This window comes from Kitasatospora purpeofusca (assembly GCF_036010405.1).
Lineage (GTDB): Bacteria > Actinomycetota > Actinomycetes > Streptomycetales > Streptomycetaceae > Kitasatospora > Kitasatospora purpeofusca.
This window is the reverse complement of sequence record NZ_CP108561.1, coordinates 4,155,065-4,177,489: the sequence shown is the minus strand read 5'-3', so window position 1 is coordinate 4,177,489 and position 22,425 is coordinate 4,155,065. Positions and strand designations below refer to the sequence as shown.

The following is a 22,425-nucleotide window of genomic DNA, read 5'->3' as shown; positions in this document are numbered from 1 at the left end:
CCGGTTGACAGCTGTCCGTGCCCGATGAAAGAAAGGGGCGCCCTGGGGGGACCAGGCGATCGTTCGTTCGGACGGGGGACGCGGCCCATGGCCATCTGCGCATCCTGCGGCGCGGCTTCGGCGGAAGGGGCGTCGGTCTGCGCGTCCTGCGGGCGGCCGGCGGCGCCGCCGCCGCTCCTGCCGCCCGCTCCTCTGCCGCCGCCGGTTCTGCCGCCCGCGCCGCCCGCGCAGCCCGCCGAGCCGCCGTCCGCACCGGCCGCCGCGTCGTCGGCCCCGCCGCTGCCGGACCTGCCGCCGCCGGTGCTGCCCCCGCCGCCGCCGGACCTGCCGCCCGCTGCGGGGAGCTGGGGTGCCGGGCGGCCGTACGACCCGGCCGGAGCCCGGCCCGCCGCCCTGGCGTGGCTCACCGGCGCCGACTGGCGCCCGGCCCTGCGAGCGGTCGTCGCGCCGACCGCCGTCCTGCTGCTGGCCGCCCTGATCGCCGCCGTCCCGGAGAGCGACTACTACTCCGCCCCCTTCCACGCGCCGTCCTTCGGCAAGCGCCTCGGCAGCTCGCTGGCGATGGCGCTGGGCGCGCTCGGCGCGCCGTACCGGTTGAGCCTCGCGACCTCCTGGGACGAGAGCTCGTCGGTGTTCCGCGCCCTGCCGATGACCGTCACCGTGCTCTGGCTGCTCGCGCTCTGGCTCGGCCTGCGGGTCGGCGCCCGCCGCCGGCAGCAGCGCACCGGCGAGCAGCAGACCCGTCGGCAGGCGGCCGCCGAGGCCGTGCGCACCGCCGTCGTGGCGGCCGCCGCGACCCTGCTGCTCGGTCTGGCCTGCGGCGCGCGGTGGCACCCCGGGGGAAGCGGCCTCGGCATGGACTCCGAGGCCGCGGCCCAGGAGCTCGGCCGGACGACCTACAGTGCCTCGGCCGGCTGGTGGGAGGCGGTCGCCTGGACAGCTCTGCTCGCCGGTCTGGTCGCCTTCGCCGTGTACGGCACGGACGCGCTGCGCTGGGCGGCCTGGCGCAACCGGGCGGTGCGCGGCTGGGCGGTCGCGGGGCTGGCGGCCGGGCGCGCGCTGGCGGTTTCGGTGGCACTGGCGGCGGTGGCCGGTTTCCTGGTGGTCGCCGTCCGGGTCGACGGTGATCTGACCGGCGCCGCGGTCGCCTTCCTGCCCAACCTCGGTCTGCTGCTGCTCGGGGTGGGCTCCGGAGCGGTGTTCCGGGCCAGCAGCTCCATCGCGTCCGACGGGGCGCCGGACTGGCGGACGGAGCCGCACGACACGAACGAGTACTCCTTCTTCGACCCGGGCACCGCGGGGACCGACTGGCGCTGGTCCGTCCTGCTCGCGCTGGTCTCGGCGGCGGTGCTGGGCCGGACGGCGTTCCGGCGACGGCTGGACCCGGCGGACCGGCTGCGGCTGGCGGCCGTGTACGCGGTCGGGCTCAGCCTGCTGATGCTCGTCCCGGGGACGCTGGTGTCCACCGAGTCCGTGGTCGGCCCGCTCGTGCGCTCCCGGGACTTCGGCTCCGAGGACTCGCTCGCCCTGGTGCCCTGGACGCTGCTGGTGGCCAACGCGGTCTGGGCGGCCGTCGGCGCGCTGGCGGTGCCCCCGCTGCTGGCGGCCCTCGACCGGCGGCCGGCGCCGCCGGCGGACCGGGACCCGGGGGAGCCCGGGGGGACGCCGATGGTGCTGGAGGTGGTCGACTCGGAGGACCGTCGGCACCCGGCCGGGCCGGTGCCGGGGGACGACGGCCCGGTGGACCCGAGCGTGTGGAGCCGACGGGCCTAGCTGCCGGGCCGGGAACGGAGCCCGGACAGGGCAAAGGGCCCCGCGGGGGAACGGGGCCCTTTGTCGCTCAGCACCCGGCGTCAGGGCCGCGCCGGTGCTGGGGTGACGGCGCCGGGGGAGGAGCGCCGTCCGGTCAGTCGGTCGATGGGTCGCGCGTCGGCGGCGGTTCCGGCGGGGTGGGCCGGCGCGCGCGGGCGCACAAGGCCGTGGCGGTGGTCCCGGACGCAGGCCTGCGTCGAGCCTTCGCTCACGGAGCGTGAGGTGATAATCGTTGCCACCGCGGGTCTCGGCGGCACCGACCGGCACTCCGCGGATGGCGCTCGGGCCATCGGGAGAACCTCTTCCATGCAGCATCGTGCTGGACGAAGGGCTTGCTCTGCAACCGATTCGGCATGATTCGGTACAGGCCGATTCCGGCCGGGCCGGTTGTCGGGCCGGGGCGGGGCGGTCCCGTCGGGTGCCGGACGGGGTGACGGCGGGGTGGCATCGATGATCACGGTGTGTAGTGGCGCCGGTCGGGGCGCACGGAGACGCGCGTAGCGGCGCGGGGGCGGGGACCGGGGTGCGCCGGGATCGCACCGGGTGCGGCGGTCGGTACCGGGCGTCCCCGGCGGCCGACCGCCCCACCTCCTTGGTCCAGTCGCGGCCGGGTTCGCTGTCCCCTGCTGACCGGCCGCAGCACCCGCGCACGGTCCCACGGCGCGCCGCTCCCCGGTCCGAGCCGGTTCCGCGACAGCGCCACGCGCGCCGGTGGACTGGGTTGAGCTCCACGCGTGGTCCTGCACTGCCGTACGGGCGCCCTGGCCGGGGCGGGGTGACGCGTCTGGCGGACGCGGCGCGGTCGTACGGTCCGCCCGGAGCAACGAACCGGCCGCCGCGACGGTCACGGCCGCGGGGGCGGGCAGACGAGTGAAACCGGCCAGCCCGGTAGACTCGACGGCAGACCCCCGCCTGTCGCCCGGGCGCACACCCTCCGAGGGGCGCGCCGGGTGCGACACCTTTCGTACCGCTGCCGGAAGGCCGTCTGTGTCCTCTGCTACTCCCGTCCAGTCCGTACCTGAGACCGACACCGTCCTGGTCGTCGACTTCGGTGCCCAGTACGCCCAGCTCATCGCCCGACGGGTGCGTGAGGCCAGGGTCTACAGCGAGATCGTGCCGAGCAGCATGCCGGTCGCCGAGATGCTCGCCAAGAACCCGAAGGCGATCATCCTCTCCGGCGGCCCCTCCTCGGTCTACGAGGACGGCGCCCCGCAGCTGGACCGCGCGATCTTCGAGGCCGGCGTGCCGGTCTTCGGCATGTGCTACGGCTTCCAGCTGATGGCCAAGACGCTCGGCGGCACCGTCGACAACTCCGGCGCCCGGGAGTACGGCCGCACCCCGCTGGTCGTCTCGCGCACCGGCTCGACCCTGTTCGAGGGCGTTCCGGCCGAGCACTCGGTGTGGATGTCGCACGGCGACGCCTGCTCGGCGGCCCCGGCGGGCTTCACCGTCACCGCCTCCACCGACGTGGTGCCGGTCGCGGCCTTCGAGAACGACGAGGCCCGGCTCTACGGCGTCCAGTACCACCCCGAGGTGCTGCACTCGGACCACGGCCAGCAGGTCCTGGAGCACTTCCTGTACCGCGGCGCCGGTCTCGCCCCCACCTGGACCACCGGCAACGTGGTCGAGGAGCAGGTCGCGCTGATCCGCGCCCAGGTCGGCGACAAGCGCGCCATCTGCGGTCTGTCCGGCGGTGTCGACTCGGCGGTCGCGGCCGCCCTGGTCAACAAGGCCATCGGCTCCAAGCTCACCTGCGTCTACGTCGACCACGGTCTGATGCGCAAGGGCGAGACCGAGCAGGTCGAGAAGGACTTCGTCGCCGCCACCGGCGTGCAGCTGAAGGTCGTCGACGCCAAGGAGCGCTTCCTCACCGCGCTGAAGGGCGTCAGCGACCCGGAGGAGAAGCGCAAGATCATCGGCCGGGAGTTCATCCGGGTCTTCGAGCAGGCGCAGGCCGAGATCGTCGCCGAGGCCGGCGAGCACGGCGAGTCGGTCGACTTCCTCGTCCAGGGCACCCTGTACCCGGACGTGGTGGAGTCCGGCGGCGGCACCGGCACCGCCAACATCAAGTCCCACCACAACGTCGGCGGCCTGCCCGAGGACCTCCAGTTCTCGCTGGTCGAGCCGCTGCGCAAGCTGTTCAAGGACGAGGTCCGGATGGTCGGCCAGGAGCTCGGCCTGCCGGAGGAGATCGTCCAGCGCCAGCCGTTCCCGGGCCCGGGCCTGGGCATCCGGATCGTCGGCGAGGTCACCGAGGAGCGGCTGGACCTGCTCCGCGAGGCCGACGCGATCGCCCGCGAGGAGCTGACCGCGGCCGGCCTGGACCGCGAGATCTGGCAGTGCCCGGTGGTCCTGCTCGCGGACGTCCGCAGCGTCGGCGTCCAGGGCGACGGCCGTACCTACGGTCACCCGATCGTGCTGCGTCCGGTGTCCTCCGAGGACGCCATGACCGCCGACTGGTCGCGCCTGCCGTACGACGTGCTGGCCCGCATCTCCACCCGGATCACCAACGAGGTCCGCGACGTCAACCGCGTCGTGCTGGACTGCACCAGCAAGCCGCCGGGCACCATCGAGTGGGAGTGAGCACTCCCCGCCCCGGCCGGTCCTGAACCGGTTCTGAACGACCGTGCCGCCGCTCCCGTACCGGGGAGCGGCGGCACGGTCGTTCCGTGTCCACGGGCACCCGGCGGGTGGGCCCTCCCACCGAAAGAGGTCACGACCGGGCAGAATGCGTCCGGACCTGTCAGGCGGTGACGGGCCGGCGAGGAAGGTGTGGGGAATGTCGGAGGCCAGCAGCTCCGTGGCGGCCGGGGCGGGTCCGGCCGCCGGCATCGGCGACGGTACGGCCGGACCGCCCCCGGGCGCCGGCGAGGGTTCGGGACCGGCGGGCAGAACCGGGCGGGTCGCCGCCTGGAAGGCGGCCGGCTCGCGGCTCGCGCTGCTGCCGCTGCGGCTCTTCCTCGGGGTCACCTTCGTCTACGCGGCGCTCGACAAGCTCTCCGACAGCCACTACCTGGCCGGCGGCGGCGACCCGGCCTCCTTCGTCTCGCAGACCCGCGCCGCCAAGGGCTCCAGCCCGATCTCCTTCCTGCTCGGCCCGGCCCTCGACCACCCCACGCCGTTCGCCCTGCTGGTCGCCTTCGGCGAGCTGGCGGTGGGTCTGGGCACCCTGCTCGGCCTCTGGGGCCGGCTCGCCGCCGCCGGCGGGGCCGCGATCGGCCTCAGCCTCTGGCTCACCGTCAGCTGGAACGTCTCGCCCTACTACCTCGGCAACGACCTCGTCTACCTGATGGCCTGGACGCCGCTGCTGCTGGCCGGCACCCCCTACCTGTCGGTGGACGGCTACCTCGCCCGGCGGTCCGGCCGGGACCGGCTCCGCGGCCTGCACGAGGACCACGTCCGGCGGCGGGCCCTGATGGACGGCGGCATCGCGGCCGTCGCGATGGGCGGGGCCGGTCTGCTCACCGGCTCGCTGACCGCCACCTTCGGGCGGGACGAGCCCGCCGCGAAGGCGAAGCAGCCCGCCGCCCCGGCGCCGGCCGGCCCGCCCGTCACGGTGGACGCCGCGAGCGTCCCGGTCGGCGGCTCGGCCCAGGTCAAGGACCCGGCCAGCGGTGACGCGGTCTACGTGGTGCAGCCCAAAGCGGGCCAGTACTGCGCGTTCTCCTCGGTCTGCACCCACTCCGGCTGCGCCGTCGACGCGCCGAAGAACGGCCAGCTGTACTGCCCGTGCCACGGCTCCCGGTTCGACGCGGCGACCGGGGCGGTGCTGAACGGGCCTGCCACCAAGCCGCTGCCGAAGTACCGGGTCACCAAGGAGGGCGACAAGCTGCGGCTGGGGCCGCCGGAGAGCTGACGGCCCGCCGGGGGCCTGCCCGGCGGGGGGTCAGTCCTGTCGGGGCTCCTCCGGCCGGGACCGGCGGACCGCCGCCGCCACCGCCCCGGCCAGGCCGCCCAGGCCCAGCACGATGAAGGTCACCGGGATGACGATCCGGCCGTTCACCGAGACGTCGTTCACCGCCGCCACCAGGTAGAGCACCGCGATCACGGTGAACAGGCCCCCCGCGATCAGCGAGAAGAGATCGAGCTGGTGCTTCCTCACTTCTGGACCACCTTGATGTTGCCGAGCCCGATCCGCAGCGCGAGGTCGAGCGTTCCCTTGGATGTCTGTCCGTTCGCCGGCAGCACCTGGTAGCTGCGCTTGCCCGGGCCGTCGTCGGGGCCGTCGAGGCCCGGCATCCGGACCTGGCCCAGGCCGACCTCGGTCCGTACGTTCACCGTCACGTCCGACGGCACCGTCACGGTCAGGTCCCCGGCGCCGAGTTCCACCTCGGTGGCCAGGGACGCGCCGGCCGGGTCGAGCCCGCCGAGGTCCAGCCGTGCCGAGCCGATGCCCAGCGTGTACTTCGGCTCCAGCTCGACCGCCGAGACGGCCGACCAGGAGCGCTCGCCGAGCAGGTTCTGCGCCGAGACCGAGGACTGGCCGATCGCGGTCAGCGCGACCGTCAGCAGCACACCCGGGACCACCAGCCGGCGGGCCCGGCCGAACTTGGCCCCGAGCAGCAGGGTCAGACCGATCACCAGCAGCGCCGCCGCCAGCACGGTGTCGGCCGCCGCGGCCGCCCCGCCGTCGGCCGAGGCGGACCAGACCGCGCTGGCCGCGCCCACCGCCAGCAGCAGGCCGATCAGGCCGAGCGGGGAGCGCTCGCGCCGGTGCACCACCACGGGCGGGCGCGGCGCGGGCGGCGGGGTCGGGCCGGTCCCCTTGCGCAGCGGGTCGCCCTGCGGCAGGTCGCTCCGCTGCCACCAGGGCCGGGCCGGGGTCCCGTACGGCGGGGTCGGGGTGCCGTACGGCGGCGCCGGCGGTGCGGGCGGTGCGGGCGGGGTCGGGGTCTCCCCGCCGTACGGGTTGCGCTCGGGGTGGCGCGGGTCCCACAGGTAGCCGGTCGGACCGGCGTGCGGGGTGTCGGAGGGGACGGTGCCGGCGGCCCGCTCCCGGGCGTGCCGGGCGCGGGCGTCCTCGTCGTCGTCCTCCGGCGGCCAGCGGTAGCCGCTCGCGGCGGCCCCGGCGGCCGTCCCGGCGTCCGGGAACCAGCGGTCGTACGGGCCGCCGGTCCGGCCGCCCGCGCCGTGGGCGTCCGGGTGCCCGAAGTCGTGGCCGCGGCGGCGGTTGCGCCGGCCCCGGATCCGGCCGCGCCGGCGCTCCGGGTCGTAGCGGACGGCGAGGAACACCATCCCGCCGAGCAGCAGCAGCGGGAACAGCTGGTCGCCGTCGCCCATCGAGGAGAAGAAGACACCGGTGCCGATCACGGTCAGCAGCACCGCGCCGACCGACTGGCCGTCCACCCGCCCGGTGAGCACCCGCTGGAGCTCGGTGCGGCCCGAACGCCCGCCGCCCTTGCCGTCCGCGCCCGGCTCGGTCGGCACGATCAGCCAGGCGAGTCCGTAGAGGAAGAGGCCGAGGCCGCCGGAGAGGCAGAGCACGACCGTGACGACGCGGAACACCACCGGGTCGATGTCCAGGTGCCGGCCGAGACCGCCGCAGACGCCGGCGACCACGCGGTGGCGCTCGGCCCGGGTCAGCGGCGGCCGGTCGGGGGCGGTCCGGGTGCCCGGCCCGGCCTCGTGGAGCTCCTCGGTGCGGTGGTCTTCGGTCATGCCACCATCCTGGTGGGTGCCGGAGCCGGGCCCAACCGGTCCCGCCCCTGCTCGGACCCTGACTTGTCCCTGAGAAGGGTCAGGGCTTCACCCTGATGCGTGCGGGTCCGCCCGCGTGGAACGATCGGTGCCGTGGCAGCACCCGGTTCCGATCCCCGTTCCCTCGCCCCCGAGCCCGCGTCGGCCGGGGGTGCCGACCCGTCCGTTCCCGGTGACGGGAAGCCGCCGTACCGCCGGCTGTACCGCAGCCCGCAGGGGCGGATGCTCGGCGGCGTCGCGCACGGACTGGCCGTGCACCTCGGACTGCCCGTCAGCTGGGTGCGGATCGCCTTCGTGGTGCTGTTCTTCGCGCAGGGGCTCGGCGGACTGCTGTACGCGGCGTTCTGGTTCGTGGTGCCGATCGGCATCGGCGAGCCGGCCCCGCGCGGCGGCGGCCCGCACTGGCTGTACGTCAACGGCACCTTCGTCCCGGTGGGTGCCGGGACGGTGGGCGGCGGGGAGCTGAGCAAGGGCGGCGGCCGGCGCGGCGGGGAGCTGAGCAAGGACGGCGGTCGGCGCGGCGGGTGGATCGGCCGGATGCGCGAGGTGCTGCAGCACACGCTGCGCGGCGAGCCCGTCGAACTGGGCGAGGCGCCGACGACCGGTACCGCGTCCAGCCCGGCGGGGACGGGCACGGGCACGGGCACGGGCAGCGGGACCGGCAGCGGCCAGCGGCAGGGCGGCCTCGGCCAGCTGGCCGCCCTGGTGATGCTGGTGATCGGCGTGATCGCGCTGCTCAACGCGCTCAATGTGCAGACCGCCAAGCCGTACACCTGGCCGCTGCTGGCGATCGGCGTCGGCGTGGCGCTGGTCTGGCGGCAGGCCGACGACTCGCGCTGGCAGCGCTGGTTCGGCCTGGAGGAGGGCGAGAAGCGGCGCGGCGCCTACACCCGGGTCGGCGCGGGCGTGCTGCTGGTGGTGGCCGGCATCATCGCCTTCCTCGCCACCCAGGGCAGCGGCTCGACCATCGGCTCGGTGGTCGAGGCCTCGCTGGCGGTGCTCGCGGGTGTGCTGGTGCTGGTCGGCCCGTACGCGCTGCGGATGTGGCAGGACCTCGGCGCCGAGCGTACGGCCCGCATCCGGGCCCAGGAGCGCGCCGAGATCGCCGCCCATGTGCACGACTCGGTGCTGCACACGCTGACCCTGATCCAGCGCCGGGCCGAGGACCCCAAGGAGGTGCTGCGGCTCGCCCGCGCCCAGGAGCGCGAACTGCGGCTGTGGCTCTACCGACCCGAGGCGGTCGCCGAGGCGGCGCCGGACACCATGGCGGAGAGCCTGCGGGCGGTGGTCGCCGAGGTCGAGGACCGGCACGGCGTCCCGGTCGAGGTGGTGGTCGTCGGCGACTGTCCGATGGACGACCGGATCGCGGCCCAGATGCAGGCCGCGAGGGAGGCGACCGTCAACGCGGCCAAGTACGGTGGCGGGGGACCGGTCCAGGTCTACGCCGAGGTCGAGGGGAGGACCGTGATGGTGTTCGTCCGCGACCACGGACCCGGTTTCGACCCGGACACGGTGCCGGAGGACCGGATGGGCGTACGCGAGTCGATCCTCGGCCGGATGAAGCGCAACGGCGGCACCGCACGGGTGCGGCCCGCGCCGGACGGCGGGACCGAGGTCGAGCTGGAGATGGAGAGGGCCAATGACTGAGGCAGCGCCGGAGCGCCGAGCGAGGGTCGTCCTGGTGGACGACCACCGGATGTTCCGGACGGGGGTACGGGCCGAGATCGGGCGCACCGAGACGACCGGCATCGATGTGGTGGGCGAGGCCGACGACGTGGAGTCCGCGGTCCGGGTGGTGGCCGAGACGCGGCCCGACGTGGTGCTGCTGGACGTCCACCTGCCCGGCGGCGGCGGGGTCGAGGTGCTGCGGCGCTCGGCCGGGCTGATGGGCGACCCGGGCGGGGTGCGCTTCCTGGCGCTCTCGGTCTCGGACGCGGCGGACGACGTGATCGGCGTGATCCGCGGCGGCGCCCGCGGCTACGTCACCAAGACCATCACCGGGACCGACCTGGTCGACGCGATCTTCCGGATCTCCGACGGGGACGCGGTCTTCTCGCCCCGGCTGGCGGGCTTCGTGCTGGACGCCTTCGCGGCGACCGACACCCCGCCGGTGGACGAGGACCTGGACCGGCTCACCCAGCGCGAGCGCGAGGTGCTGCGGCTGATCGCCCGGGGGTACGCGTACAAGGAGATCGCCAAGCAGCTGTTCATCTCGGTGAAGACGGTGGAGAGCCATGTCTCGGCGGTGCTGCGCAAGCTCCAGCTGAGCAACCGGCACGAGCTGACCCGCTGGGCGACCGCCCGCCGGCTGGTCTGACCCCGGACGGTCCGGCCGACGGCCGGTCCGCTCCGTTCCGCCCTGCCCCACCCGGTCCTGTCGAGGGCCGGGCGGGGTTGTCGGTGGGTGGCCATAGACTCGTCATTGCCATGAATAGCCTCTTTGACGACCTCCCGCTCCCCGGTTTCGAGGCCCCTGCCGCCGGGTCGAAGCAGCCCGCGCCGCCGATCGACGAGGAGCCGCCGCCGTACGAGGACGACGTCCCGTACGACGCCTTCGAGGAGGCGATCCCCGAGGGGCTGTTCCACACCGACCACGCCGCGCAGGCCGAGCGGGACGCCTTCTACCGCAACGGCGCCGCCCGTCCGGTGATCGACCCGGCGGCGCTGCTGGAGGGCATGAACGACCCGCAGCGCGAGGCCGTGCTGCACGCCGGCTCGCCGCTGCTGATCGTGGCCGGGGCCGGCTCCGGCAAGACCAGGGTGCTCACCCACCGGATCGCCCACCTGCTCGGCGCCCGTGGCGTGCAGCCCGGCGAGGTCCTGGCGATCACCTTCACCAACAAGGCGGCCGGCGAGATGCGCGAGCGCGTCGAGCAGCTGGTCGGCCCGCGCGCCCGGGCGATGTGGGTGTCCACCTTCCACAGCGCCTGTGTGCGGATCCTGCGCCGCGAGTCCAAGCTGCTCGGCTTCACCTCGTCGTTCTCGATCTACGACTCGGCCGACTCGCAGCGGCTGATGGCCCTGGTCTGCCGCGACCTCGACCTCGATCCGAAGCAGTACCCGCCGAAGTCCTTCACCTCGAAGGTCAGCAACCTCAAGAACGAGCTGATCGACGAGGAGACCTACGCCGACCAGGCCGCCAACCCGATGGAGAAGAAGCTCGCCGAGGCGTACTTCCTCTACCAGCGGCGGCTGCGCGAGGCCAACGCGCTCGACTTCGACGACATCATCATGACGACGGTGAACCTGCTCCAGGCCTTCCCCGACGTCGCGGAGCACTACCGGCGGCGGTTCCGGCACATCCTGGTCGACGAGTACCAGGACACCAACCACGCCCAGTACATGCTGGTCCGGGAGCTGAGCGGCGGCGCGGTCGCCGCCAAGCCGAAGCGCACCGTCGACGGCGACCTCGTCGACCCGGCGGCCGGCCGGCCGGCCGAGGTGCCGCCCGCCGAGCTGTGCGTGGTCGGTGACGCGGACCAGTCGATCTACGCCTTCCGCGGCGCGACGATCCGCAACATCCTCCAGTTCGAGGAGGACTACCCGAACGCCACCACGATCCTGCTGGAGCAGAACTACCGCTCCACCCAGACCATCCTGAGCGCGGCCAACGCCGTCATCGAGCGCAACGCCAACCGGCGCGCGAAGAAGCTCTGGACGGCCGGGGACGACGGCGAGAAGGTCGTCGGCTACGTCGCGGACGACGAGCACGGCGAGGCCCAGTTCATCGCCGACGAGATCGACCGGCTCACCGACGCGGACGCCGCCAAGCCCGGGGACGTCGCGATCTTCTACCGCACCAACGCGCAGTCCCGCGTCTTCGAAGAGGTGTTCATCCGGGTCGGCCTGCCGTACAAGGTCGTCGGCGGAGTGCGCTTCTACGAGCGCAAGGAGGTCAAGGACGTCCTCGCCTACCTGCGGGTGCTGTCCAACCCTGAGGACACCGTGCCGCTGCGCCGGATCCTCAACGTGCCCAAGCGCGGCATCGGCGAGCGCGCCGAGGCGATGATCGACGCGCTGGCCGCGCGCGAGCGGATCTCCTTCGCGCAGGCGCTGCGCCGGGTCGACGAGGCGTACGGCATGGCCGCGCGCTCGGCCAACGCGGTGAAGAAGTTCAACGAGCTGATGGCCGGGCTGCGCCAGGTCGTCGAGTCCGGGGCGGGCCCGGCCGCGGTGCTGGAGGCGGTGCTGGAGGAGACCGGCTACCTGGCCGAGCTCCAGGCCTCCACCGACCCGCAGGACGAGACCAGGGTGGAGAACCTCCAGGAGCTGGCCTCGGTCGCCCTGGAGTACGAGCAGGACCCGGGCGAGCGCCCGGACGCGGGGGAGGACGGCGCGCCGCCGGTCGGCTCGCTGCCCGACTTCCTGGAGCGGGTCGCGCTGGTCGCCGACTCCGACCAGATCCCGGACGGGGACGACGAGGGCCGGGGCGTCATCACGATGATGACCCTGCACACCGCCAAGGGCCTGGAGTTCCCGGTGGTCTTCCTGACCGGCATGGAGGACGGCATCTTCCCGCACATGCGGGCGCTCAACCAGGTCAAGGAGCTGGAGGAGGAGCGGCGGCTCGCCTACGTCGGGCTCACCCGGGCGCGGCAGCGGCTCTACCTGACCAGGTCGGTGCTGCGCAGCGCCTGGGGGCAGCCGGCGTACAACCCGGCCTCGCGGTTCCTGGAGGAGATCCCGGAGACGCTGGTGGAGTGGAAGCGGACGGGGGGCGCACCGGCGCCAGCCGCGCGCGGCTTCTCCTCGGGGTCGTCCTGGGGCGGGCGGTCCTCGGGCGGTTCGGGCGGCTCGGGCGGTTCGTCGCGCGGGGGCTCCGCGCGCGGTGCGGCGGCGGCCTCGCCGAAGGCGGGCTGGGGGCAGTCGGCGCGCCGTGCGGGCGCGGCGGTGGAGCGCGAGGTGGTCGCGCTGGCGGTCGGCGACCGGGTCACCCACGACACCTTCGGCCTGGGCACGGTGGTGGCCACCAGCGGGGTCGGCGACAAGGCGCAGGCGACCGTGGACTTCGGCACGGAGGGCCGCAAGCAGCTGCTGCTTCGCTACGCGCCGGTGGAGAAGCTCTGAGCCGATCGTCCGGCCGGGTGACCCGGCCGGCGACCTGGCCCGCAATCCGGACGGTGACCTGGTCTGCGACCTGGCCCGTGGCCTGATCGGGGTTGCTCGGCCCGCGCTGCCTCAGCGCGGGTCGAGGCCCTGGGCGAGGAACCAGGGCAGGGGGTCGACGGGGGCGCCGCCGTCGGCCGGGCGGATCTCGAAGTGCAGGTGCGGGCCGGTGCTGTTGCCGCTGCTGCCGACGAAGGCGATGACGTCGCCCGCCTTCACCGCGCCCTTGCGGATCTTGTACGACCGCAGGTGGCAGTACCAGGCCTCGGTGCCGTCGGCCATCTTGAGTATCGTCATGTAGCCGTACGAAGGGTTCCACTGGGTCCGGATCGTGCCGTCCGTGACGGCCATGACGGCGGTGCCGCCGTCCACCGGGAAGTCGATACCGGTGTGCCGCTTGGACCAGTGGGTGCCGGCCGCGCCGAAGACCTCGCCCAGGCCGTGCTGGGCCACCGGCATCGCGATCCTGGGACGCTCCGGCGGGGCCTGGTCGGTCGTGGTGACCTGGGCGGCCGTCTGCCCGGCGGGGTCGGCCGCGCCCTGGGTGCCGGTGAGCGGCTGGCGGGCGTCGCCCCGGGAGGCCTGGGCGCCGCCGCCGGAGGCGAGCGCCTGCTGGGCGGCCTGGGCGGTGTCCGCGGCGCCGGCGGCGGTGGCCTGCTCGGGGATCCGGCCGGTCGCCTGGGCCCGCTGCTGGTCGGCCTCGCCCTGGACGGTGACGGCGGCCGCGGCCGCGACACCGAGCGCGGCCACCGAGGGCAGCGCGACCCGCAGCAGCGCCGTCCGGGTGGCGGCCTTGGCGGCGTCGCGGCGCTGGGCCCGGGACTGCTCGCGGGCGGCGACGCGCAGTTCCGCACGGGTCGGGCGAGGTGCGGCTTCGGGAGCCATCGCGGCTGCCTCCTCGGGCGCGTCGTCGGGCGAGGGGGTAAACGACCGAGACTGTAGCCGCAAGCCCGACATCCGGACAAAAGTCCGGTTGTCAAGAGGCTGTGGGCGTGCGGTTGGCGGGTAGAAGCCGGGGAAGGGCGGTGGGCGCCTGTGATTTTCCCCTCCTCTTGAGGGGCGGCGGGCCCAACCGGGACGGGTGGCGCTAACCTCCCCTCAGATTGGTTATTGCTCGTTAACTCCGCTCCATGCCCACAAGGCCCGGCGGGGGATGGACGACGAGGTCCAGGAGGCAGTGATGGGTGTGTCAGGACCGATCCGCGTGGTGGTCGCCAAGCCGGGACTGGACGGGCACGACCGAGGCGCCAAGGTCATCGCGCGCGCCCTGCGCGACGCTGGCATGGAGGTCATCTACACCGGCCTGCACCAGACGCCGGAGCAGGTGGTCGACACCGCGATCCAGGAGGACGCGGACGGCATCGGCCTGTCGATCCTGTCCGGCGCGCACATGAGCCTGTGCACGCGGGTGCTGGAGCTGCTGAAGGAGCGGGACGCGGCGGACATCAAGGTGTTCTGCGGCGGGATCATCCCGCCCGAGGACATCGTCGAGCTGAAGGCGATGGGTGTCGCCGACATCTTCACCCCGGGCACGCCGACCACCGAGGTCGTCGCCTGGGTCACGGCCAACCTGCGCGCCGCCGGCTGACAGCCGGGCCGGGGCCGGGCGCGGCGTCCGGCCCCGATCCGTTCCGCCCTCGCTGCATCGCCCGGGCCGGGTCGGGTCCGGGTCAGGCCGCCAGCTCGGCGAGCATTGCCTCGCGGAAGCGCAGTGTCCCGGCCAGCCGGGCGAAGGTCTCGCCCCAGGCGGTGGCGGGCGCGGCCCCGGCGGCCAGTTCCTCGACCGCTCCGGCGGCCGTCGGCGAGAGCGCCCGCTCGGTCATGCCGAGCACCCCGCTGTGGCTCCACGGGTAGGCCCCGGAACCGGCGGCCCGGGCCAGGGCCCCGACCACGGCGGTGGAGAGCGGTGGCGTCCACGGGGTGGCGCAGGCCCCGAGCAGCTGGAAGGCGTCCCCCAGGCCGTGCGCCTCGACGAAGGCGGCCGTCCAGACGGCCCGTTCGGCGGGCGGCAGCACCGCGAGCAGCTTGGCCGGGGCACCGGTGGCGCGGGCCGTCCGCCCGGGACCGGCGACCGGCGGGGGGCCGAGCAGGGCGCGCGCCCAGTCCGGGTCCTGCTGGCGGACGGCGGCCCGGGCCCAGGCCTCGCGCAGGTCGTCGGCCCAGGTGCTGCTGGTCTCGTCGATGGCGTCGCCGACCCGCAGGCCGAGCAGCCGCTCGGGCGTCAGACCGGTGTGCGCGGACCAGAGGGCCAGCGGCGCGGCGGCGATCACCTCGCCGAACCACCAGGCCCGTTCGCCGCGCCCGGTCGGCGACTTGGGCGGTATGCCGTCGCGCTGCATGGCCGGGTCGCAGGCGGTGGGCGGGGTGACCAGCAGATGGGTGCCGTGCTCGGAGAGCCGGACGGCGGCGCGGGCCCGCTCTCCCATCCGGGCGGCCAGGGCGGAGCCGGGCAGGGTGGAGAGCAACTCGGCGGCGGTGGCCCGGACGTTCTTGCTGCGGTCGCCGAGCGCGGCCTCCAGGAACGGTTCGTCGGCGGGCGAGAGGCCCTCCTGGAGGGCGTCCAGGAACAGCAGCCGGTCCTCGGCCCGCTCGGTGGGCCAGGTGCCGCGCAGCAGCGCGAGGCCGGCCGCCGGGTCGCGGCGGCGGAGCAGGGTGAGGTGGGTGACCCGCTCGGCGAACAGGCCCTCGTGCCAGAGCCGGTCGCCCTCGGCGGGGGCGGTGTCCGCCGCTGGGGACGGCGTCCGGGCGGCGCGCTGCACGAACCGCCAGTCCGGGTTGCGCTCGGCGAGCCAGCGGCCGAGCGGACCGGCCAGCGCGACCGCGTCCGGGCGCAGTTCGCTGCGGGCGCGGGCGGCGTCCAGCAGGGCGGGGACGCTCGCGGCGGGCGCGCGGTAACCGCGGTCGCGGGCGGTGGCGAGCCACTGCGGGAGCAGTTCGCCGTGGTTGGCGAGCACGCCCCCGCCGGTGCCGCGGGTGGAGAGCAGCAGCGAGAGCCGGCGGGCGGCCGCGGCGGGCAGCTCCGCCCGGGGGTCCTCGGCGGCCGGGGCGGCGGGCGGGCCGTCCGCGGGGGCGGGCAGCGCGCCGGCCCGGCGGCGGACCGTCTCCAGGGCGGCGAGTTCGAGCAGGGCGGTGGCCGGGTCGGCGCGGTCGACGGCGCCGTCGTAGGGGGCGGCCGGGCCGGGCGCGGGGAGCGGCCGGCGGTCGGTGCCCAGCAGGGCGGCGGTCTGCAGGGACTCCCAGGGGTCGGGCACGGGGCCTCCTCCTCCGGTGGAACGGGTCGGGTCGGGCGTCGGCCCGGACGCCGGGTCGGACGTCCGGCCGGGTCGGTCGGGCAGTTCGGACCGAGTGGGTCGGACCGGGTCGAGCGGGTCGGGTCGGGTCGGACAGGTCGGGCGGGCCGCGCGCGGGTGGGCCGGTTCAGGGCGCGGTGAGGCCGATCGGGCGGCCGTCCGCGCCCCAGGCGGTGACCGGGGCGAAGCCCTGGTGGCCGTACTCGCCGAAGACGGTGAGCGGCCGGCCGGTGGAGACGGCGGCGAGCCGCCAGAGCGCGGCCTCGGTGACGGCCGCGCGGTGCACCGGGGCGGTGTGCCGGCCGTCGGTGAGCTGCCAGCCCTCGGGGGAGAGCACCGGCACGACCCCGGTGAGCACGGTCGGCCAGGCGTCCAGCCACGGATCGTCGGCCACCGCGGTGCCGTAGCCGGCCACCGCCTCGGCGACGGTCAGACCGGGCGGCGGACCGTCGGGCGCGGCCCCGGGAGCGCCGTAGCGGGTGCCGAGGGCGGCCCGCAGCGGTCGGGCGCCGGGGTGGAAGGCCAGCTCGGCCTCGACCACCTGGCCGGTGGGCAGGGCGAGTTCGGGCGCCTGCCCGGGGCGGCCGAAGGCGATCAGCAGGGCCTGGCGGCCGGTCTTGGCGCCGCGCAGCCAGAGCCGACGGGTGGTCAGCCGCTCGTCGGCGCCGCCCTCCATCGGCGAGGTGCGGCTGCCGAGCACCTGCCAGCGGTCCCGGACCGTCGGGCCGGCCAGCAGCTCGGCGGTCTCGGTGGTGTAGCCGACCCGGGTGCGCACGGTCGCGGCGAGCGGCGCGGGCAGCTCGCCGAGGCGGGTCGCGGCGGTGGCGAGCAGGTGGAGCATCGCGTACTCCTCCAGCAGTCGGTGCTGCGGCAGCGCGTCCAGCTCCCGGACTCTGGTGGCCAGGCCGGGCGCCTGGGCGTCGACCATGCGGGCCGCGACCTCCTCCCAGGGGCCGGCGGTGGAGCGGTCGGCGAGGCCGTGCCGGACCCGGTCGGCGAGCCGCAGCCGCAGCTCGGCGGCGCCGGCCGCGACCCGGGCGGAGCGCTTCCCGGCGCGCCGGAGGGCGGCGGCCGGGTCGGCCGGGGCCGCGGCGCGCCCGGCCCGTTGCCCGGACCGCTCCTGGCGTTCCTTCAGCCACTCGGCGGCCCAGTCGGCGGGCTCGGCGCCGTCCGGCACGGCGTCGGGGGAGCCGCTCCAGAGCAGCAGCAGTCCGAGCGCGTGCTTGCACGGGAACTTCCGGCTCGGGCAGCTGCACCGGTAGGCGGGCGCGGCGAGTTCGACCACCGTGCGGTACGGCGTGCTGCCGCTGCCCCGGCACTCGCCCCAGACCGCGTCGCCGTCGGTGCCCGCGGCCGACCAGGACACGGACGTGGAGAGCTTGCCCGCGGCCTTGCGCGAGGCGGCGTCGGGCGCCAGGGACAGGACGTGTTCGGTGCTCCAGCGTTCCTCCATGCCGACGACGTTAGGCGCCGGCACTGACAGTCGACCCGGCCACCGGGCGGCCCGAACTGAGGTCCGGTCAGGATTGTCAGTGGTCCGGTGCAGGCTGGTTGTCGCAGGCCGGGACGCCGATCCGGCTCCCCCCGACCACCCCGCCGCCCGGGCATCCGTGTGCCCGGAGGGCCGACCCGAAGGGGCCCCGATGACCGACCTCGTGACCGATGTCCTGCGGCAGCACGCGGAGGACGCGTTCGCCGAAGAGCTGGCCGCGCTCGCGGCCCGGGACGACCGTCCGCGTCCGGAGCGCTGGCGGCTCTCCCCGTGGGCCGTCGCCACCTACCTGCTGGGCGGCGAACTGGACGACGGCACCGTGATCACGCCCAAGTACATCGGCCCGCGCCGGGTGGTGGAGGTCGCGGTCACCACGCTCGCCACCGACCGGGCGCTGCTGCTGCTCGGGGTGCCGGGCACCGCCAAGACCTGGGTGTCCGAGCACCTGGCGGCGGCGATCAGCGGCGACTCCACGCTGCTGGTGCAGGGCACGGCGGGCACCCCGGAGGAGGCGGTCCGCTACGGCTGGAACTACGCCCGGCTGCTCACCGACGGGCCCAGCCGGGAGGCGCTCGTCCCCTCGCCGCTGATGCGGGCGATGGCGGACGGCCGGATCGCCCGGGTCGAGGAGCTCACCCGGATCCCGGCGGACGTCCAGGACAGTCTGATCACCGTCCTGTCCGAGAAGACCCTGCCGATCCCGGAGCTGGGCACCGAGACCCAGGCCGTGCGCGGCTTCAACGTCATCGCCACCGCCAACGACCGCGACCGGGGGGTCAACGAGCTGTCCAGCGCGCTGCGCCGCCGCTTCAACACCGTGGTGCTGCCGCTGCCGGGCTCGCTGGAGGAGGAGGTCGAGATCGTCACCCGCCGGGTCGAGCAGCTCGGCCGCTCGCTCCAGCTGCCCGAACTGCCAGGCGGCGCCCAGGAGATCAGGCGGGTGGTGACCGTCTTCCGGGAGCTGCGGGCCGGTCTCACCACCGACGGCCGGACGAAGGTGAAGACCCCGAGCGGCACCCTGTCCACCGCCGAGGCGATCTCGGTGGTCACCAACGGCATGGCGCTCGCCGCGCACTTCGGCGACGGGGTGCTGCGGGCCGGCGACGTCGCGGCCGGGGTGATCGGCGCCGTGGTCCGCGACCCGGCCGCCGACCAGCAGATCTGGCGCGAGTACGTCGAGGGCGTGGTCCGCGAGCGGGACGGCTGGCAGGACTTCTACCGCGCCGCCCGTGAGAACGCCCGCTGAGCCGTACGACCGCAGGAACATACGACTGCGGGAACGCACGAACGCAGGAATCGCCGACGACAGGGGGGAGGGCGCGATGAGCGCAGAGGTGACGCTGCTGGGCGTACGGCACCACGGGCCGGGCTCGGCCCGCGCGGTGGCGGCCGCGCTGGAGCGGCTGCGGCCGGACGCGGTCCTGGTGGAGGGGCCGCCGGAGGCCGAGCCGATCCTCGGGCTGGCCGCCGCGGAGGACATGGTGCCGCCGGTCGCCCTGCTGGCCCACGCGGCCGACGACCCGGCCCGGGCCGCGTTCTGGCCCTACGCCGAGTTCTCGCCGGAGTGGGTGGCGATCCGCTACGCCGTCGACCGAGGTGTGCCGCTCCAGTTCATCGACCTGCCGGCCGGGCACTCCTTCGCCGAGGGCGGGGACGGCGGCGCCGAGGAGGAGGACGCCGCCCTGCCGCGCGACCCGATCGCCCGGCTCGCCGAGGCGGCCGGCCACGACGACCCCGAACGCTGGTGGGAGGACGTCGTCGAGCACCGCCGCCCCGCCGACGGCGAGGACGCGCTCGCGCCGTTCGCGGCCGTCGCCGAGGCGATGGCGGTGCTGCGCGAGGACGGCGGCGCGAGCCTGCGCGACCGGCAGCGCGAGGCGTACATGCGCGGCCGGATCCGCGCCGCCCGCCGGGCCGGCCACCGCCGGATCGCGGTGGTCTGCGGGGCCTTCCACGTCCCCGCGCTGGCGGAGTCGCCGACCGTCGCCCAGGACCGGGCGCTGCTCGCGGGGCTGCCGAAGAAGGTGCGGACCGAGGTCACCTGGGTGCCCTGGACGCACCGCAGGCTCTCCCAACTGGCCGGCTACGGCGCCGGGATCGTCTCCCCGGGCTGGTACCACCACCTGCACCGGACGGACGGTGACCCGCTGCCCGGCTGGCTCACCCGGGCCGCCGGTCTGCTCCGCGCCGAGGACCACCCGGTCTCCTCCGCGCACGTCATCGAAGCGGTCCGGCTGGCCCGCGCCCTCGCGGGGCTGCGCGGCCGCCCGCTGGCCGGGCTGACCGAGACGCTGGACGCCGTCCGAGCGGTGATGTGCGAGGGCTCGGACGTCGCCCTCGCACTGGTCCGGGACCGGTTGGTGATCGGCGACGCGCTCGGCTCGGTGCCCGAGGACGCGCCCGCCGTCCCGCTCCAGCGCGACCTGGCCCGGCTCCAGCGCACCCTGCGGCTCAAGCCCGCGCCCGAGCCGCGCGACCTCGACCTCGACCTGCGCAAGGAGACCGACGCGGCCCGCTCCCGGCTGCTGCACCGGCTGCGGCTGCTGGGCGTCGACTGGGGCGTGCCGGTCCGCTCCCAGGTCGCCTCCACCGGCACCTTCCGGGAGAGTTGGCGGCTGTGCTGGCAGCCCGAGTTCGCCGTCCGGATCGCCGAGGCCGCCCAGTGGGGCACCACGGTCGAGCGGGCGGCGGTCGGCAAGGCCGTCGGCACCGCCCGGGCGGCGGCCGAACTCGCCGAGCTCACCGGACTGGTGGAGACCTGCCTGGTGGCCGACCTGGCCGAGGCGCTGCCCGCCGTGATGCGGGTGCTCGCCGACCTCGCCGCGCTGGACACCGATGTCGCCGACCTGGCCCGCGCCCTGCCCGCGCTGGTTCGCGCGCTGCGCTACGGCGACGTCCGGGGCACCGACCACGGCGCCCTCGGCGAGGTCGCCGCCGGGCTCGCCGACCGGATCCGGGTCGGCCTGCCGCCCGCCTGCACCGGCCTGGACGCGGCCGGCGCCGCCGCGATGCGCACCCACCTCGACGAGGTGCACGGCGCGATCGGCCTGCTGGCCGGGGGCGACGGCCTCGCCGACCGCTGGGCCGGCACGCTGCGGGCGCTCGCCCGGCGCGAGCCCTCCGGCGGACCGGCCACCGGAGTGCCCGGGCTGCTGCGCGGGCGGGCCGTCCGGCTGCTGCTGGACGACGGCCGGCTCGACCCGGCGGAGGCCGGGCGGCGGCTCGGCCTGGTGCTCTCCACCGCCAACAGCCCTGCGGACGCGGCCGGGTGGATCGAGGGCTTCCTGTCCGGCGGCGGCACGCTGCTGCTGCACGACCCCCGGCTGCTGGGCCTGCTGGACGCCTGGCTGACCGGCGTCCCGGCGGAGGTCTTCACCGATCTGCTGCCGCTGCTGCGCCGCACCTTCGCCACTCTGGAGGCCGGGGTCAGACACACCGTCGGCAGCCGGGTAGCGGCCGGTCCGCTCGACTCCGGCGGCGCCGAACCGGCGGCGGAGGCCGCCGAGGTGGACGTGGCCCGGGCCGACGCGGCGCTGCCGGTGGTCGCCCTGCTGCTCGGCCTGCCGGCCGGCGCTGCGGCCGGGGCCGCCGCCCCCGCAGTCGCTGTCGGGGCCGACCGCCCGAGGATCCCCCGGCAGGCCGGGGGTCGCGACACCTGACGGCCACCGGCCGCCCCCTCCCGTCCCGCAGACCGCAACCAGAGGAGCCCCCGATGGCCGCCGGCACCCCCCTGCCCCCCACCACCCCCGCCGACGAGCGGCTGCGCCGCTGGCGGCTGGTCCTCGGCGGTGAGGCCGACGGCACCGGCCGAGCCCTGCACGGCCGGGACGCCGCGATGGACGGCGCGCTCGCCGCGCTCTACCGGGGCGCCCCCGAGGAGGGCCGGGCCGGGCAGCCGCGCTCCGGGCGCCGCTCCGCCAGCCTGGGCGGCTCGGCCCCGCAGGTGGCCCGCTGGCTGGGCGACATCCGCGAGTACTTCCCGGCCACCGTCGTCCAGTTGATGCAGCAGGACGCGATCACCCGGCTCGGGCTGGAGCAGCTGCTGCTGGAACGGGAGATGCTGGAGGCCGTCGAGCCGGACGTCCACCTGGTCGCCACCCTGCTCTCGCTCAAGCACGCGCTGCCCGAGACCACCCGGGAGACCGCCCGCGCGGTCGTCGGCACGGTGGTCGCCGAGCTGGAGCGCAGGCTGGCCGACCGGACCAGGGCCACCGTCGGCGGCGCGCTGGACCGCAGCGCCCGGGTCGGCCGCCCGCGCCACCGCGACATCGACTGGGACCGCACCGTCCGGGCCAATCTGGCGAACTACCTGCCCGAGCACCGCACCGTCGTCCCCGAGCGGCTGGTCGGCTACGCCCGGGCCGGGCGTGCGGTGAAGAAGGACGTCGTCCTCTGCATCGACCAGTCCGGCTCGATGGCCGCGTCCGTCGTGCACGCGGCGGTGTTCGGCGCCGTGCTCGCCTCGATGAAGAGCCTGGACACCCGGCTGGTGGTCTTCGACACCTCGGTGGTCGACCTCACCGAGCAGCTGGCCGACCCGGTCGACGTGCTCTTCGCGACCCAGCTCGGCGGCGGCACCGACATCAACCGGGCGCTGGCCTACTGCCAGTCCCGGATCACCCGGCCGGCCGAGACGGTCGTCGTCCTGATCAGTGACCTCTACGAGGGCGGGATCCGGGACGGGATGCTCAAGCGGGTGGCCGCGATGAAGGCGGCGGGGGTCCAGTTCATCGCCCTGCTGGCGCTCTCCGACGAGGGCGCGCCGGCCTACGACCACGCGCACGCCGCCGCGCTGGCCGCCCTCGGCGTCCCGGCCTTCGCCTGCACCCCCGACGCCTTCCCGGAGATCATGGCGGCGGCGATCGGGAAGCGCCCGATCCCGGTCCCGGACCAGGGGGTGTGAAAAGCCGTCGGACGGCGGCTGTGACCGGAGATGTCCCCCCGGCGCGCGCCGCCCTCACTCGTACGGGGGAACATGGGGCGTGGACGAGCAAACCCGCCGGTCCGAGCGCCGGGCGCACGCCCTCC

Annotated in this window: 15 protein-coding genes and 1 pseudogene; 11 read left to right on the top strand and 5 right to left on the bottom strand. The window is 75.6% G+C overall.

Annotated elements, in window-relative coordinates; translation table 11 throughout:
* Positions 1 to 87 precede the first annotated feature (87 nt).
* The 4 genes and pseudogenes from OG715_RS18320 (at position 88) to OG715_RS42425 (ending at position 5,668) form a co-directional block, all read left to right on the top strand.
* Positions 88 to 1,773, top strand: a complete 1,686-nt coding sequence (locus OG715_RS18320) for a hypothetical protein (RefSeq protein WP_266269867.1) — start codon at positions 88 to 90, stop codon at positions 1,771 to 1,773.
* A gap of 1,026 nt (positions 1,774 to 2,799) precedes the next feature.
* On the top strand, positions 2,800 to 4,395 hold the full coding sequence (gene guaA, locus OG715_RS18315) for a glutamine-hydrolyzing GMP synthase (RefSeq protein ID WP_266269866.1): 1,596 nt from the start codon (positions 2,800 to 2,802) through the stop codon (positions 4,393 to 4,395).
* A 196-nt stretch (positions 4,396 to 4,591) separates the two neighbouring features.
* Positions 4,592 to 5,185, top strand: a pseudogene (locus OG715_RS42430) (DoxX family membrane protein); the annotation flags it as partial.
* A 42-nt stretch (positions 5,186 to 5,227) separates the two neighbouring features.
* Entirely contained in the window at positions 5,228 to 5,668 is a 441-nt protein-coding gene (locus OG715_RS42425) for a QcrA and Rieske domain-containing protein (protein WP_375971172.1), read from the top strand.
* A 30-nt stretch (positions 5,669 to 5,698) separates the two neighbouring features.
* On the opposite strand, the gene OG715_RS18305 is transcribed toward OG715_RS42425, so the two are convergent.
* Positions 5,699 to 5,914: a hypothetical protein gene (locus OG715_RS18305; RefSeq protein ID WP_045937775.1), complete on the bottom strand. Its 216-nt coding sequence runs from the start codon at positions 5,912 to 5,914 to the stop codon at positions 5,699 to 5,701.
* A complete protein-coding gene (locus OG715_RS18300) occupies positions 5,911 to 7,470 on the bottom strand; it encodes a PspC domain-containing protein (protein ID WP_266269865.1) in 1,560 nt (519 codons plus the stop codon). The genes OG715_RS18305 and OG715_RS18300 overlap by 4 nt, the downstream gene beginning before the upstream one ends.
* Positions 7,471 to 7,602: 132 nt before the next feature.
* Here OG715_RS18300 and OG715_RS18295 point away from each other — a divergent pair, with 132 nt between their 5' ends.
* From OG715_RS18295 to pcrA, 3 genes are all read left to right on the top strand, one after another.
* On the top strand, positions 7,603 to 9,156 hold the full coding sequence (locus OG715_RS18295) for a PspC domain-containing protein (protein WP_407660995.1): 1,554 nt from the start codon (positions 7,603 to 7,605) through the stop codon (positions 9,154 to 9,156).
* Positions 9,149 to 9,826, top strand: a complete 678-nt coding sequence (locus OG715_RS18290) for a LuxR C-terminal-related transcriptional regulator (protein ID WP_266269864.1) — start codon at positions 9,149 to 9,151, stop codon at positions 9,824 to 9,826. Before OG715_RS18295 ends, OG715_RS18290 begins: the two co-directional genes overlap by 8 nt.
* Positions 9,827 to 9,936: 110 nt before the next feature.
* Positions 9,937 to 12,576 (top strand): DNA helicase PcrA, encoded by a 2,640-nt coding sequence (gene pcrA, locus OG715_RS18285; RefSeq protein ID WP_266269863.1) that lies wholly within the window; start codon positions 9,937 to 9,939, stop codon positions 12,574 to 12,576.
* A 111-nt stretch (positions 12,577 to 12,687) separates the two neighbouring features.
* Here the strand turns inward: pcrA and OG715_RS18280 are convergent, their stop codons facing one another.
* On the bottom strand, positions 12,688 to 13,500 hold the full coding sequence (locus OG715_RS18280; RefSeq protein ID WP_266269862.1) for a M23 family metallopeptidase: 813 nt from the start codon (positions 13,498 to 13,500) through the stop codon (positions 12,688 to 12,690).
* A 295-nt stretch (positions 13,501 to 13,795) separates the two neighbouring features.
* Between OG715_RS18280 and OG715_RS18275 the strand changes: the two genes are divergently transcribed.
* Positions 13,796 to 14,203, top strand: coding sequence for a cobalamin B12-binding domain-containing protein (locus OG715_RS18275; protein ID WP_030393356.1), 408 nt, complete (start codon positions 13,796 to 13,798; stop codon positions 14,201 to 14,203).
* Between the two features lie 82 nt (positions 14,204 to 14,285).
* Here the strand turns inward: OG715_RS18275 and OG715_RS18270 are convergent, their stop codons facing one another.
* A complete protein-coding gene (locus tag OG715_RS18270; protein ID WP_266269861.1) occupies positions 14,286 to 15,866 on the bottom strand; it encodes a DUF5691 domain-containing protein in 1,581 nt (526 codons plus the stop codon).
* 166 nt (positions 15,867 to 16,032) lie between these two features.
* Entirely contained in the window at positions 16,033 to 17,358 is a 1,326-nt protein-coding gene (locus OG715_RS18265; protein WP_266269860.1) for an SWIM zinc finger family protein, read from the bottom strand.
* Between the two features lie 190 nt (positions 17,359 to 17,548).
* On the opposite strand from OG715_RS18265, the gene OG715_RS18260 reads away from it, so the two are divergent.
* The 3 genes from OG715_RS18260 (at position 17,549) to OG715_RS18250 (ending at position 22,300) form a co-directional block, all read left to right on the top strand.
* Positions 17,549 to 18,643, top strand: coding sequence for an ATP-binding protein (locus tag OG715_RS18260; RefSeq protein WP_266269859.1), 1,095 nt, complete (start codon positions 17,549 to 17,551; stop codon positions 18,641 to 18,643).
* A gap of 76 nt (positions 18,644 to 18,719) precedes the next feature.
* Positions 18,720 to 21,056 (top strand): DUF5682 family protein, encoded by a 2,337-nt coding sequence (locus tag OG715_RS18255; protein WP_266269858.1) that lies wholly within the window; start codon positions 18,720 to 18,722, stop codon positions 21,054 to 21,056.
* 53 nt (positions 21,057 to 21,109) lie between these two features.
* Positions 21,110 to 22,300, top strand: a complete 1,191-nt coding sequence (locus OG715_RS18250; RefSeq protein ID WP_266269857.1) for a VWA domain-containing protein — start codon at positions 21,110 to 21,112, stop codon at positions 22,298 to 22,300.
* The last annotated feature ends 125 nt before the right edge of the window (positions 22,301 to 22,425 follow it).